The sequence below is a fragment of the Pinibacter aurantiacus genome (assembly GCF_019130065.1).
GTDB lineage: Bacteria > Bacteroidota > Bacteroidia > Chitinophagales > Chitinophagaceae > Pinibacter > Pinibacter aurantiacus.
In genome coordinates this window covers 644034-657666 of record NZ_JAHSPG010000003.1, presented here as the reverse complement: position 1 = coordinate 657666, position 13633 = coordinate 644034, and the positions used below count along the sequence as shown (strand labels likewise).

The 13633-nt window shown below is 39.4% G+C and carries 13 protein-coding genes and 1 tRNA gene; 5 read left to right on the top strand and 9 right to left on the bottom strand.

Annotation, left to right across the window (positions count from 1 at the left end; all coding sequences use genetic code 11):
- Positions 1 to 53 precede the first annotated feature (53 nt).
- The 4 genes from KTO63_RS08515 to KTO63_RS08500 form a co-directional block, all read right to left on the bottom strand.
- A complete protein-coding gene (locus tag KTO63_RS08515) occupies positions 54 to 812 on the bottom strand; it encodes a GLPGLI family protein (RefSeq protein ID WP_217790798.1) in 759 nt (252 codons plus the stop codon).
- A 10-nt stretch (positions 813 to 822) separates the two neighbouring features.
- A complete protein-coding gene (locus KTO63_RS08510) occupies positions 823 to 3597 on the bottom strand; it encodes an outer membrane beta-barrel protein (RefSeq protein ID WP_217790797.1) in 2775 nt (924 codons plus the stop codon).
- Positions 3598 to 3843: 246 nt separating this feature from the next.
- Positions 3844 to 4932 carry an AAA family ATPase gene (locus KTO63_RS08505; protein ID WP_217790796.1) on the bottom strand — a complete coding sequence of 363 codons (1089 nt, stop codon included), beginning with the start codon at positions 4930 to 4932 and terminating at the stop codon, positions 3844 to 3846.
- 289 nt (positions 4933 to 5221) lie between these two features.
- Positions 5222 to 5854 carry a DinB family protein gene (locus KTO63_RS08500; protein WP_217790795.1) on the bottom strand — a complete coding sequence of 211 codons (633 nt, stop codon included), beginning with the start codon at positions 5852 to 5854 and terminating at the stop codon, positions 5222 to 5224.
- Between the two features lie 786 nt (positions 5855 to 6640).
- Here KTO63_RS08500 and KTO63_RS08495 point away from each other — a divergent pair.
- Together KTO63_RS08495 and KTO63_RS08490 are read left to right on the top strand one after the other, a co-directional pair.
- A complete protein-coding gene (locus tag KTO63_RS08495; RefSeq protein WP_217790794.1) occupies positions 6641 to 7192 on the top strand; it encodes a lysozyme inhibitor LprI family protein in 552 nt (183 codons plus the stop codon).
- Between the two features lie 220 nt (positions 7193 to 7412).
- A complete protein-coding gene (locus KTO63_RS08490) occupies positions 7413 to 8213 on the top strand; it encodes a TapB family protein (RefSeq protein ID WP_217790793.1) in 801 nt (266 codons plus the stop codon).
- An 83-nt stretch (positions 8214 to 8296) separates the two neighbouring features.
- Here KTO63_RS08490 and KTO63_RS08485 read toward each other — a convergent pair.
- The 5 genes from KTO63_RS08485 to dtd all read right to left on the bottom strand — a co-directional run bounded on the left by KTO63_RS08485 (position 8297) and on the right by dtd (position 11173).
- Positions 8297 to 8383: transfer RNA gene (locus tag KTO63_RS08485), tRNA-Ser, on the bottom strand.
- Positions 8384 to 8419: 36 nt separating this feature from the next.
- Positions 8420 to 9184, bottom strand: a complete 765-nt coding sequence (locus KTO63_RS08480; protein ID WP_217790792.1) for a TatD family hydrolase — start codon at positions 9182 to 9184, stop codon at positions 8420 to 8422.
- A gap of 306 nt (positions 9185 to 9490) precedes the next feature.
- Entirely contained in the window at positions 9491 to 10129 is a 639-nt protein-coding gene (locus tag KTO63_RS08475) for a polysaccharide deacetylase family protein (RefSeq protein WP_217790791.1), read from the bottom strand.
- 150 nt (positions 10130 to 10279) lie between these two features.
- Complete coding sequence (locus tag KTO63_RS08470) at positions 10280 to 10606, bottom strand: nucleotide pyrophosphohydrolase (protein WP_217790790.1); 327 nt, start codon at positions 10604 to 10606, stop codon at positions 10280 to 10282.
- A gap of 114 nt (positions 10607 to 10720) precedes the next feature.
- Positions 10721 to 11173, bottom strand: a complete 453-nt coding sequence (gene dtd, locus KTO63_RS08465; RefSeq protein WP_217790789.1) for a D-aminoacyl-tRNA deacylase — start codon at positions 11171 to 11173, stop codon at positions 10721 to 10723.
- A 9-nt stretch (positions 11174 to 11182) separates the two neighbouring features.
- On the opposite strand from dtd, the gene arfB reads away from it, so the two are divergent.
- From arfB to KTO63_RS08450, 3 genes are read left to right on the top strand one after another with little or no spacing between them, the layout of a single operon-like run.
- Complete coding sequence (gene arfB / locus KTO63_RS08460; RefSeq protein ID WP_317195752.1) at positions 11183 to 11623, top strand: alternative ribosome rescue aminoacyl-tRNA hydrolase ArfB; 441 nt, start codon at positions 11183 to 11185, stop codon at positions 11621 to 11623.
- A 12-nt stretch (positions 11624 to 11635) separates the two neighbouring features.
- Positions 11636 to 12424, top strand: a complete 789-nt coding sequence (locus KTO63_RS08455; RefSeq protein WP_217790787.1) for an MbnP family protein — start codon at positions 11636 to 11638, stop codon at positions 12422 to 12424.
- A gap of 9 nt (positions 12425 to 12433) precedes the next feature.
- Positions 12434 to 13480, top strand: a complete 1047-nt coding sequence (locus tag KTO63_RS08450) for a cytochrome-c peroxidase (protein WP_217790786.1) — start codon at positions 12434 to 12436, stop codon at positions 13478 to 13480.
- The last annotated feature ends 153 nt before the right edge of the window (positions 13481 to 13633 follow it).

Here is a 13633-nt window from a genome sequence, read left to right as displayed (position 1 = left end):
ATTATTCTTTATTAATTATTAATTATTAATTGATAACGGCAGTGGGTTTCGGATCACAAAAATGCATTCCAAAGAAAGAGATTGCCTTTAGCTCCGGGCTCTTCCAGGCGTTCTTTCAATATTGTTTGTAAAGCTTTTTTATCAACTTTTTTGCCTTTTTTGGGCGCAGCCAATTGTTCAGGCGTTACCTGCACCAGTTCCAGTTTAGTTGCGAACCATGTTGTGTTGAGGCGCGGAATAGCAATCCCCAATATCATTCCCGGCAGGTTGTTAAAAGATTCTGGTCCTCCGTGGGTAATAATTTCGTCTGTATAAAACGCGATAACATACACAGAATCCATAATGATGCCCACGGCCTTACGGCACTCGAAGCCTGCTATATTCCTGGTATCTGAAGTGATCTTCCAATTTACTTTTCTCAGGCTGTCCTGAATTAAATAATTGCCATCATAAATACTTTTCAGGCTCACGCTTTGGTCCTTCTGCAAATCTGAAGACACCGTATTTTCATTGGCAACCAGCAGCCAGTCTGGCGTGCGGCCAGCGCTTACTTCCTCTCGTCCGGGCTTATACAAAGTTTTATCTCCGTTAAAATAAAGATCGAAATAGAAGTTCTTATGATTTGGAATATTCTTTTTGAATTCTTCCACCCAGGATCTATCCCCATCGTCACCGGTAAATGCAGCATCGATCACTTTATGCAGGTTAACTCTTTTTTCAAATTCTATTTTCCCTTGCGTAATAAATAGTTGTTGCGAAAAGCCTTTGCTAACGCAAGCGACGGTTATGATAATTGTGAAAAGAATTTTCATGATAAAAGGTTTAAGGGTTGGTGGATGGTGTTGTCATTGCGCTCTTTGAAAAATTCCATACAAAGCTCAGGAGGAAATAGCGATTGATCGTTTGGTAATTTCTCTCCATAATATTTGTGTTGGAGATGTAGCGATAATAACCTTTGTTTTGATTCAACAGGTCATGTGCGCTGAATTTGATCATTGCTTTATCGTCTTTCAGCAATTTGTAACCCAGGTAGCCGTTCCACAAAATGACGTTATTGTTTTGGTCAAACGTTGCTGTCTTCTGGCGGAACTGACCCGTTACGTCTGTGCCTATTTCAAATTTCTTTTTTATATACACGGCGCCGCTGATGTTTTGTGACGTGCTCCAGTAATTATTATTAACACCCGTGTTTATTGTTGAGTGAGAACCGTTGAAATTAATGGATGGATTGTAGCTAATGTTCCATTTTTCATCTTTATACTTCGTTACGTTCATTCTGAGTGATGGAGAATAGCTTTGGGTTGTGTTCTTTTGAAGATTAACATAACTGGTGTACTTGGAATAATTCATGCTCGCGCCAAAGGAAAGACGCATGTTTATTTTCTTAAAATTTGTGAAAAAATTGCCACCCATATAGCCATTCGCATTGCCATTGGTGTTGATATACTGGTAAACAGTTTTACCTGTGGCAAGATCCGTGTACTGTGTGCTCGTAATATTGTTTGCAACCGTAGATATATTGCCGTACATATAAAAGCCGTAATCCTTCATAACCTTGAAAGAGTTATAATTGAAGCTAATAGAATGCGTGAACTGTTGTTTTAGAAGGGGGTTGCCCACATAAATAACCAGCGGGTTGTCGTTGCTTGCAACAGGCTGTATCTGGTAAATAGAAGGCTGGCGCGTGCTTCCGTTATAATTAATGGAAAAGCCAGTAGTCGTATTGAATTTGTAATTGAAATTGGCACGTGGAAACAGGTTGACATAATTTCTTTCGAAAGAGGCGTTGTTCACTTTATCGCGTTGGTTGAAATTTTGGAAGGCAAGATCGCTACCTATTCCAGCAACGAGTTTCTTTGAATTGTATTTAAAAAAAAGACCTCCCGTGTTTGTTGTTACGTCATATTTGTAACTGTTGCTATACGCCTGGCTGAGATCCTCATATTTGCCATCAGCAGATTTGTTGTAAGACAATCGCTCAGAAGTACTGCTGTTAATTCTTAAGCCATAACTTATCTCCGCAAATATTCTTTTGCTTAAAGGCTCGGTGTAACTCAGTTTTCCGCCAAATGCATTCACTTTGGTATCCGTTAATTTCATTTGATCTGTAAGAGAATCTTTCGGCACTCTTGTGATGGGATCATAAGTGGTGATGATTGCATTTAAGTAGCCCGTCGAATTATCTGAGTTGTATTGATCGTTTAAGTTCAGCGAAAGTGTCCGTCCAATTTTTTCAAACTTTTTTCTCAGCAGTAAAGTGGACGTCCATTTTTGATTGTCGCCGTTTGCCGAGTTGGATTGAACACTCTGGTTGATCGTGCTGTCTTGTATATCGTATGTGCGGCTGTTTGAATTAGATGCATTTTGGAATTGTCCCATGCTGCCATTCACAGTTACTTTCACAGAAAGGCCTGAATCAATCTGAAAGTCGTAAGTGCCATTGATAAAATGTTTTTGACGAGAGTTTGTGCTGTTGTCGGTTGATTTGGTAAAGAATGTAGTGTCGGGTAAAATGGACTGCGAAAGCGAATTGTTTTGTGCCTCGACATTTAATTTGTTGTAACGATAACTGCCGTTCAGCTTTTGTTTATCAGCATTGAACTTGTCAGAATAATTGGCACCGGCGGCCCAGCTTTTAGGAAGGCCCTCGCCATTGAAGTTGGGGCTATTGTCCTCGCTGCCGTAATAGACTATTCCATCAAAGTCTTCATTGTATTCCCCCTCGTCACCGCCGCCGTATCTATCTCTGTCGTTCCAGTTTAAACCTGTCGTTCCTACATTACTCATAATGCCATAGACCGATACTTTTTGTTTGGCACGGAAACGATTGAACATCGCGCTGTTGTCATACTTCCCATCGGGCCCTCCGCCAAGATCAAGCTTGCCAAAGTAACCCCGCTTCTTGTCTTCTTTTAGTTTCAGGTTGATCGTCTTCTTGCTGTTGCCGTCATCAATACCGGTGAAGGCTGCCTGGTCGCTTTTCTTATCAAAAACCTGCACTTTATCAACCGCATCCGATTGTAAATTTTTGGTAGCAACCGTTGGGTCGTCGCCGAAAAACTCATCGCCGTCTACCAATATCTTTTCAACCTCTTTTCCCTGCGCTGTGATCTTTCCATCTTTGTCTACTGAAATACCCGGCAATTGTTTCAGCAGCTCTTCCACATTGGCGCCTTGTTTTACTTTAAAACTGTCTGCTTTGAATTCAAGCGTGTCACCATGCATACGCACAGCCGCAATTTTTTGCTTTACAATTACCTCCTCCAGCAATTTTGCTTTGGTGGTAAGGCTGATGTTTCCCACATCTTTCAGAGAAATACTATCGAGTAAAACAGGAGTGATATAATCGGCAAATTTGGGATAAGTTACCATGATCAAATAATCGCCTTTTAGCAGATCATGTAGTTCAAAAGAACCATTTTCATTAGTTCTAGTGAATTTGTAGAGTACTGAATCTTTGGATTGTAATAAAGCGATAACTGCATTTGACAGATTCTGTTTGTTAAGTGTATCCCTTACTGTTCCTTTAATAGAGGCTTTCTGTCCAATGCACGTGACACTAATGAATAGAGTAATAACGGCAAATACGGGTTTCATGGAAGGTTCTTTCTAATGGTGGAGACAAAAAGAATATTTTTTTTACTCCCAAAAAAGAATCTCCATCCTAAACTTAAGTTAAAGGATATTTCTTAGCACAAGAGAAGTTTATATATTTTGGAGAATCATGATAGACGAATAACTGAATAACTGATTAACTGAATAACTGAGTGCTTGAATTTCGAAGAGACTTTTGGAATTAGAAACACTCAGTTATTCAGTTAATCAGTTATTCAGTTATTGATATTAGCACATCATTAACTCCTCCCGTGCAGCATTTCTGCGAAAGCCTATAACCTCTATACGTTTGCTTTCAAAATGTTGTTCGTGCGGATTCGAGATCTCTGCAACGGTCATTGGCGCAGTAATAATTTTGTTGTGGCCAAGATGATTGCTTAGGCGTTGTGCTTTTTCAGTGCTGAGCTTTCCAAATTCGTATTTTGCGATCAGTCTTCCTTTACGCATCAACGCGCTGTCGACTAAAGTAAGCGAACTGTTGAAAGTGCAAATGATCTGCACATTTAAGAAATCTGCCAGCAGTCCGTCCGAGATATTCAAAAGATTTGAAACCGAAGAACTGTTGTTTGTTTTTCTATCCATGATGATGTTCTCTGCATCCTCAATGATTAATACAGAATTTGGATTATCGATCAGCAATTCAATGAAAGACGGGTCCATCAGGTCTCCTGCAACATTTGGCGACAAGAACAAAACCGGCTTTTTTATTTTGCCAACGAGATAACGCAGGTAAGTAGTTTTGCCCGCGCCAGGCAAGCCATGCAACAGAACAATGCCTTTATCATTCTTTTTACTGAGTCTTGTTCTTATGATTTCGTCGATCGGTTTAAAATCATCTTCATAAAAAAGATCAAGATCGAGCTTGGTCTTTTTTATTTCCATCGGTTGCAGTTCCATTTTATTTTTCTTGTTCACAACGAGATTAATTTCCAGCGGTTGTCTGCGCTCGCGCTTTTTAAACTGCCTTGCAAGTTCAGTCACCTCATTAGTGAAATCTTCGTTTTTGCCATCATGAAAGATCTCGCAATAGTAATCGTCAAATTCCAGAATACAATTGTTTGAAAGAATGACAACCGTTTTGTCAAACTCATATTTCTTCTTTTTCAAATAGTACCATTTGTACTGATGAATATCTTTTATGAGATGACTGTATTTTTCTGTGATTGCTTTAAAAGCTTTTTCTCCGTCAATGCCTGAGATATAGTTAAGGCTTGGCAGTGTATTGAAACAAAACAAATACAGCGTTTTTGCATCAAGGAACGAATCGCCAAATAAGTTGTTGGCGTTTATAATTTTCTGACTAAATAAATTGTCCATGTCGTTTGTAAATAATTCTACTTTCTATTAATTCTATCATTGTCTCAGGGGCGCAGCAAAGCGTTCTCTCTACAGAGAAATAAAGCTTTGATGCTTTATACTTTCGTTGCTATTTCATTACAAGAAAACGCATGGACTTTGAAGTATTAGTTGTTTTAAAAAGTTGTTAGTTGATGGTTGTTAGTTGTTAGGCTTTAGGTGCAAGTTGCTAATTGATGATTGCTGACTGTTAGGAATGTTCGAATTGAAATCCTAACAACCAACAACCAACAACTAACAACTAACAACTCTAGTTCAGATTTGCCGCAACATATCTGCCCTCAATAATATCATTCACTATATCATTGGAAATGTTGTACTGTCTTGATCCATCGAACTCTTCTTTTGCAGCTTTTATTTGCAGCAAATGTCTTTTCGCATGTTGCACCAAAAAGTAAACGTGATGGTACACATCTATTTTTCCAATGCCGGCAACGCTTGTTGCGCTTTTATGCAAGATGCCTTCTCCGTTTTTCAACTCATCCAGATAGAACAGGGATTGTGTCAGCTGATGTTTGATCGTTCTGCGTACATCCTCCAAAGCTGTTTTGTTTTTCGGTTCCATATGTTCAGGATGGCTCCAGTTAAAGGCATCCGGCATGCCGATCAATTGCATTTTATCCCAGTCGAACTCGTACGTTTCCAACAAAGATTTATAGCTATTGTCTCTTGAGTTTTCCAACGCTCTCAATGATCCCTTTCGGATAAGTATCAGCAAATAGAAATTTGTCAGCGAAATATGTTCGAGTATTTCGGCAATACTCCAGCCACCATCTGCGGGTTTGTAATGCAGCAACTTTTCGTCTGCATTGAACCATTTCATCACTTCATTGAATGTGATGAACATTTCTGTCTTAATTCTGCTCATAACATTGTTTATCATAAAATTTAATTTTTCTCTTGTTGATCGTGAATGGTCAATCGTCAATCGTGAATGTGGAACCCAACGTTGTAGGCTGCATTCACGTTTCACCATTCACGACAGCCTTCACGCAATTAGTCGTTTAAAATCACCCATTCTGCAACAAAAAAGCCCGGTCAGTTTTTAAAACCGACCGGGCTTTTGCCACTTTGCAAAAAGAGAAATTAATCTCCCGATCGATTATATGTACGCATCTTACCAAACACAGGCACAGAACAATACTGCTGCTTACGCAACGCCTGCTTCGAAATGGAAATATGCGATTGTTGTAAAATCATATTGATTATAAATCAAAAGCCCCGCTATTGTTGAGCGGGGCTTTTGTATGCTTAGTATTTTTTATCTACTTGTTTACAGCATTTAATGTCCCGCTTATGCATAGCATCTTCACCTGGCCGTAGCAAAGCTTTGATGATATTTTTGAATGAATTCGTGACATTTTATTGCTGTTTTTAATTTTTATAACAGTGCAAAAATAGATATCTTTTTTTGAGATATGCAAGTGTTGGAGAAATAAAATTTGAAAATAATTTTTGGCCTGGGCTGAAATGCTTGCTGGTAGGGCGTTTGAAGAGATGATTTTTTTGTGAAGAGAAGTATTAAAGTTTGTGAATGACCGAAGACTTTTTGGGAAGGTTCTACCTGATGACTATAATTTCTTAATGAGTTTGAGTAAATTCGGCTCGATAAATTTTATCATAAGCGACCACAAGGCAATCGATATGCCTTGATCAACCTATTAAATATATGAAACGACTATTGCTATTATTGTCTCTTTTCTGTGTAGCTCATTTTTCTTTTGCACAGGATAGTGGGCCGAAAGAAATAACACCACAGGTTCTGCAAAAACTAAAAGCCGACATTGAAAAGCAAATACCTGCATTTAAGCAAAAGCTTTCCAGGGAAAATTTAACCGCTGATCGAATTGAGTTTTCTCTGGACACATTCCGGATAGAACAATTGGTTTCAAAACGTATGGACGTAGATTATTCAACTGCAGGAATGAATATGGCAGTTGAAGAGCAGACTGCTTCGTATGATAAGCTGATGAACAAATACTACAACAAGCTTTTAAAGACGCTTAAACCAGAAGATCAAAAAGTGCTTGTGAGTGCGCAGAGAGCCTGGCTTGCCTATCGCGATGCTGAGCTTAAACTTATTGGGACTATGACAAAGGAAGAATATTCGGGGGGAGGTTCAATTCAGTCCAGCATTGCCATTGGCTCATATTCAGAGTTGGTTGTAAAAAGGGCAATAGAGATTTTTAATTATTACGACGGCATTATTAAGGACAAATAAAGCTATAACCCAAAGAGATTTCGCGTAGTAAAGTTTTTTGGACAAGAAATCGGCAGACGATTTAAAAACGAGAAAGCCCCGCAAGCAATGAGTCTGCAGGCTTTTCCAATGACATTGTTCTGTATAATAAAATTTAAGGAGGCGCAGACAATAAAAATCTGATTCATTTATCGACAAGACTCTATAAATTTGGCCACATTCGTAACCTTAAAAATACAAAATGAAAACTCTTATCACGGTGATTATTTTATCACTGGGAATTACTCTCAATGCTCAGGATAACAGCAAATCTATTTTATTTAAAAAAGGAGCAGAGCTGGAATATAGAACCTACGATCTCAAACCCGGAGCACTTTCCAAAAAGGATTTTTTTGAAATTACCAGGTTGATTTTCAAAGTTCTGGATGTGCGGGACAGCAATAACATTAAATACAGCTACATATCTAAGAAAGGAATAAATCCAAATAATGCAAAACAAACTTATGAAAAAAAGTATGTGATTACCTGTGATGGAAACAAGATATCCATACCTCTTGATTTCTATACTCCAGACACAGTTTACTTCTCGAATGTGTATCCAACAGTAACTAAGGACAAAGGAATTCAGTTCTCCGTAAATTACATTGGTGCATCCTTTTATAAGTTTCCCACCGACTTTAAAAAGAATAAATTCTTAATTGAAGGAGACGCAGTTACAGTAAGCAACACAGTAAGGGATTTTGAGACTGCTTTTACACAAGACGGCACACCGAAAACAACAGCCAGGATTATTGAATTTAACCGCGACGCCAATTTGATCATTAAAAAGTGCGAGACGAAAGGAGAGGAAAATATTACTACTGAGCGTGGAGATTATGAATCTAGCAAAATAGTAATTGCAGCAGAGTTAGAGGTTTCAAAAAGGAGGCTACCCACTACTTGGACACTTTTCTACAACCCTGAAGTTGGCCTTGTTAAGTTTGAAGCAGAACAATCAAAACGTATGCTTAGTTATACAGAACTAGTTAGGGTAAAAAAATAACAGAGAGTTCAGACCTAAACTATTTTGAACGATTCGTTTAAAACTAAAAAGCCCCGCAAATTAAGATTTGCGGGGCTTTTTTGCGGAGACGGCGAGATTCGAACTCGCGATACAGTTTCCCGTATACACACTTTCCAGGCGTGCTCCTTAAACCACTCGGACACGTCTCCTGATTTGCAAGGGCTGCAAAAGTACTATTTCAATTTTTACAAACCGAATATTTTTTGTGCATTCGCGGTTGTTACTGAACAAATTTCTTCAACAGTTGTATGCTTCACTTCAGCCAGCTTTTCAACAATGTATTTTAAGTAGCTACTCTCATTTCTTTTTCCGCGAAACGGAACCGGCGTCAGATAAGGCGCATCGGTCTCCAGCACTAAATGCTGCAGATCTATTTTTTCTAACACCTCGGGTAGATTTGCTTTTTTGTAAGTTAAAACACCGCCGATGCCAAGATAGAACCCTGCCTTGATAATTTCTTTTGCAGACTCATAACTTCCTGAGAAGCAATGGAAAATGCCCGCCAGTGAACCGTTCTGGCGCTCCTTCACAATATTGATCGTTTCCTGCATCGCATCTCTTGTATGAATGACAATGGGTAGTTTGTACTGAAACGACCAGTCTATCTGGGTTTGAAAGGCTTCTACCTGTTCTTTGGCAAAAGTTTTATCCCAGTAATGATCAAGCCCTATTTCCCCGACTGCAACAAATTTTCTTTTTTCAAACCATTGAGAAGCAATGTCTAATTCCTCTTTGTAGTTCTCTTTTACCGAGCATGGATGCAGGCCCATCATAGCGTAGCATTTCCCGGGATAACTGCTTTCCAGGGCAATCATGGCGTCATGCGTTTCGCTATCAATCGCAGGCAGACAGAACTTCTGAACGTCTTCTTTTTCAGCTCTCTCGATAACTTCTGCAATGTCTGTGCTGAATTCGGTACTATATAAATGTGTGTGGGTATCGATAATCATGGCGCAAATTTCGAGAAATTATAAGTCATTATAACATAAGTTATTTATGGCCGGTGTTATGTTATTTTGAAAAGAAGGGATGAAAAAAAGCATTTCCGGTATAATAATTGTCAATAATATCAAGCGTTTCAAAGATTTCTTGATTTTTTAATATTAGATTGAAAGAGAAATTACTTTGCATTAATAAAAAATATATTATACCTTTAAATCAGTTTTCATAGGGTACGGATTAAAAACGGGCCAGGGTTTCTACCCCGGCCCAAATTTTTTTATAGACGTCCATATTCTTTTTAGATCGGCAACACATCAGTTTCGTGTATCCGGAAGGCTGATTTTTTCAAACGAATATCCCTTTTGCGAAAAATATTCAAGCACTTTGGGAAGTGCATAACGCAGCCGTTTAAACGCTTTTTCGCTGTCGTGAAACACAACAATATCTCCTTCTTTTGTCGACTTGATCACATTATCAAGACAGCGTTCAGGGCTTAATTCTACATCAAAATCACCACTTAATACAGACCACATAATCACATTAAAGGCTGCATTTTCTTTTAAATGTTTAGCAGCAAAATTGCTGATGCGTCCATAGGGCGGACGAAACAAATTTGAATCGATCACCTCTTTTGCCTTCGCGATATTGTCAAAATATTCTTTCTCTTCTACCTTCCATCCGTTGAGATGATTAAATGTGTGATTACCCGTAGCATGGCCCTCCATCAGAATGCGCTTATACATTTGCGGATATGCATCTACGTTTTTGCCAATACAAAAAAAAGTCGCCTTCGCTTTATACTTCAATAATTCATCCAGCACGAAAGCGGTTATCTCCGGGTGTGGTCCGTCATCGAACGTCAGATAAATTTTCTTTCCCTGCCGTGGCATGTGCCAAACCCTGTACTTGCAAATGGCGCGGAATATCCAGTTTGTTTTTATAGTGTAGAACATGTGGCGAGTTGTTAGTTGATGGTTGTTAGTTGTTAGCTGATGGTTGTTAGTTGTTAGGCTTTCTAGTAAGCCTAAAATTAATACCTATTATTGCTGTAAGGGAAAGACTGAATCTAATGCCTAACAACCAACAACTATTAACTAAAAACTCTACTTCAATTTATCATTCTCTCGATGCCTGTTCGCATCGCGGATATTTTTCTTTTCAAAATTCTTTTCCAAAGCTTCTGTCAGGTCAACGCCGGTTTGATTGGCGAGGCAAATTAATACCCACAACACGTCTGCCATTTCATCAGCAATATTTTTGTTCTTATCACTTTCCTTAAAAGATTGTTCCCCGTAAGTTCTTACCATCAGCCGCGATAGTTCGCCCACTTCTTCCATCAATATTCCAAGGTTAGTAAGTTCATTAAAATATCGTACGCCCACAGTTTTGATCCAGTTGTCGACTTGAGTTTGCGCTTCTTGTATGGTCATGTTTTTAGTTTTAAGTTGTTAATAGAGTTGAGAGTTGAGAGTGGAGAGTGGAGAGTGAAAGGCAAGGTTGTGTGCAAGAACAACAACTCTCCACTCTCAATTCTCCATTCTCAACTATTCTCTATTCTTCGTGTCTATAAAAATAGTAACTGGCCCGTCATTCACCAGCTCCACCTGCATGTCTGCGCCAAACTCGCCGGTGCCAATGGTTTTGCCAAGGTCTCTTTCAAGTTGGGCGATCATCTTTTCATACAAAGGAATTGCAATGTCGGGTTTGCTGGCTTTAATGTAAGAAGGCCGATTGCCTTTCTTTGTAGAGGCATGTAAAGTGAACTGGCTCACGAGCAATATTTCAGCATTTATGTCCTTTACAGACAAGTTCATTACACCCTGCTCATCATTAAAAATGCGCAACTGCGTCAGCTTTCCGCTCAGCCATTCTATATCTTCCTGTCCGTCTGCATCTTCAATTCCCAGCAGGATGAGCAAACCCTGTGCTATTGCAGATTTTTCCTTTCCTCCGATACTTACACTTGCTTTTGAAACTCTTTGAACTATTGCTCTCATAAATAACCAATTGTATGTAAATTTATACAGATCAAAAGTAGTGAGATGATAGATATTACACAGGAAATTAAATTTAAAACCGCACGCAGCGGCGGAAAAGGCGGACAGAATGTAAATAAGGTGGAAACAATGGTGGAAGGATATTTTCACGTAAATGATTCTGCACTGCTTACAGACGATCAAAAACAACTGATTAACCAGAAGCTGGCGAACAAAATAACCAGTGAAGGGTTTTTACAAACCAAGTCGCAGACTCACAGAAGCCAATTGCAAAACAAAGCCGCGGTTATAAAAAAACTGCATCAAATGATTGCTGAGGCTTTTAAAAAGGAGAAGAAAAGAGTGGCGACAAAACCTTCTAAAGCATCAAAGGAAAAAAGAATTGAAACCAAAAAGAAAGCAAGCCAGGTAAAAAGCGGAAGAAAGAGGATTTCATTATCTGATTTTTAAAAATTCCCTGAAATGAAAATTATTATCAGTGCTGCCATTGCCACCGCTGCATTGTTTTTTGCAAGCTGCCAACCAGAGTTGAAAAACGGTGACGCATCATCCGGAGATTCCACACAGCTACCCACTTATAATTTCGTGCTGAGCTTCAAAGGAAAAGTTGACAATGCAGATCTGGCTTTCAATCAAACCTATCAAAACTCATTTGGAGAATCATACACCATCACAACTTTCAAATACTATATTGGCGATATCCAGCTGCTGAACAGCACTTCCGGCAAAGTGTACAATGTAAGCGCTAAAACTTTTTATCTCGTGGATGCAAGCGATTCTGCGTCCTCCAACATCACTTTAAAGGCACCCGTAGGAACTTATGATGTGATCAATTTTACCATGGGCGTTGACAGTATATACAATGTGAGCGGCGCACAATCCGGCGATTTGGATCCGGTCAAAGGGATGTTCTGGACCTGGAACACAGGCTATATAATGGCAAAAATGGAAGGCACATCGCCATTGTCACATTTGCCCGATAACAGAATTCAGTTTCACATCGGCGGGTTTAAAACAGGTGAGAGTGCCATAAGAAGCGTTAATCTTACATTGCCCGAAGGAAGAACACTGGCAATATCATCACAAGGCGATAGCAAAGTGACGATTAATGCAGATGCAAACAAATGGTTTTATAACCCACACGACATTCATATTGCAGATACCGCCGTGTGTATGACGCCGGGCACGCTGGCAACAAACATTGCCGACAACTATGCCAAAATGTTTACTGTTGTTTCCGTTACCAATTAACTATACTAAATGCGATTGATTGCGGTTATACTAATCTTTATTTTCGCCGGTATTGCCACTACCTGGATGATCAGTTGTAAGAAATCCGGAGAAAGCAGTACGCATACTACACCTTTGCAAGTGCAGATTCCCGCAGGGTTTCCCGCACCCAAATATGATTTTACCAATAACCCAATCACTAAAGAAGGCTTTGAACTTGGAAGACGTTTGTTTTATGATGGGAAATTATCAAAGGATGGCAATTTCCCCTGCGCCTCCTGTCACCAGCAGTTTGCGGCATTCTCCACATTCGATCACGATCTTAGTCATGGGTTCAATAACCAGTTTACAACAAGAAATGCACCGGGACTTTTTAATATGATCTGGCTGGATCAATTTCAGTGGGATGGTGGTATTAACAACCTGGAAGTGCAGCCGCTTGCACCTATTACAGCGCCAAATGAAATGGCTGAAGATATTGGTACAGTAGTAAAAAAGCTGCAGGCAGATGCGGCGTATCCTTCAATGTTTAAAGCAGCCTTCGGTTCTGACCAGGTTACCAGTCAGAACATGTTGAAGGCGCTCACACAATTCGTTGCTATGATGGTTTCCGCTAATTCAAAATATGATAGGGTAAAAAGAGGTGAAGCACAGTTTAATGTTTCTGAGCAGGCGGGCTATGAAAGCTTTAAACTAAAATGTGCCGCCTGCCACCAGGAACCTTTGTTTACAGACCTGAGTTATAGAAACGATGGTTTTTCAATAAATACTTCTCTCCATGACGTTGGCAGGATGCGCATTACAGGTAAAAGTGAAGATTCGATGAAGTTCAAGGTCCCAAGTTTAAGGAATGTTGCACTTACCGAACCCTACACTCACGATGGACGCATACTGTCTATCGGTCAAATGATTGATCATTACACAACGGGCATAATAAACAGCCCTACTTTGGATCCCTTATTGAAAAATGGTATTCAGATTGGCTACGCCGAAAAATATAATCTAATCGACTTCCTCAAAACGTTGTCCGATTCTTCATTCATCGCGGACACCCGGTTCTCTCAACCGCAGCAATAGGAAAAAAGATAAAGTTTTACCACCCCACGTTCAATGGTGTTAGTCTGCCGAGCTTGAAAACTAGAGTACAGGACGAATTTAAAGGGATCCAAAAAAACTGCTAGGAAAGGTTTAATGATCAATGGTTTAGTGCACCCCTCGTAAACAAAGTTC

Excerpts from the sequence above, each read along its gene's own strand:
- KTO63_RS08515 (WP_217790798.1), bottom strand. The coding sequence starts at position 812 with ATGAAAATTCTTTTCACAATTATCATAACCGTCGCTTGCGTTAGCAAA.
- KTO63_RS08510 (WP_217790797.1), bottom strand. The coding sequence starts at position 3,597 with ATGAAACCCGTATTTGCCGTTATTACTCTATTCATTAGTGTCACGTGC.
- KTO63_RS08505 (WP_217790796.1), bottom strand. The coding sequence starts at position 4,932 with ATGGACAATTTATTTAGTCAGAAAATTATAAACGCCAACAACTTATTT.
- KTO63_RS08500 (WP_217790795.1), bottom strand. The coding sequence starts at position 5,854 with ATGATAAACAATGTTATGAGCAGAATTAAGACAGAAATGTTCATCACA.
- KTO63_RS08495 (WP_217790794.1), top strand. The coding sequence starts at position 6,641 with ATGAAACGACTATTGCTATTATTGTCTCTTTTCTGTGTAGCTCATTTT.
- KTO63_RS08490 (WP_217790793.1), top strand. The coding sequence starts at position 7,413 with ATGAAAACTCTTATCACGGTGATTATTTTATCACTGGGAATTACTCTC.
- KTO63_RS08480 (WP_217790792.1), bottom strand. The coding sequence starts at position 9,184 with ATGATTATCGATACCCACACACATTTATATAGTACCGAATTCAGCACA.
- KTO63_RS08475 (WP_217790791.1), bottom strand. The coding sequence starts at position 10,129 with ATGTTCTACACTATAAAAACAAACTGGATATTCCGCGCCATTTGCAAG.
- KTO63_RS08470 (WP_217790790.1), bottom strand. The coding sequence starts at position 10,606 with ATGACCATACAAGAAGCGCAAACTCAAGTCGACAACTGGATCAAAACT.
- dtd (WP_217790789.1), bottom strand. The coding sequence starts at position 11,173 with ATGAGAGCAATAGTTCAAAGAGTTTCAAAAGCAAGTGTAAGTATCGGA.
- KTO63_RS08455 (WP_217790787.1), top strand. The coding sequence starts at position 11,636 with ATGAAAATTATTATCAGTGCTGCCATTGCCACCGCTGCATTGTTTTTT.
- KTO63_RS08450 (WP_217790786.1), top strand. The coding sequence starts at position 12,434 with ATGCGATTGATTGCGGTTATACTAATCTTTATTTTCGCCGGTATTGCC.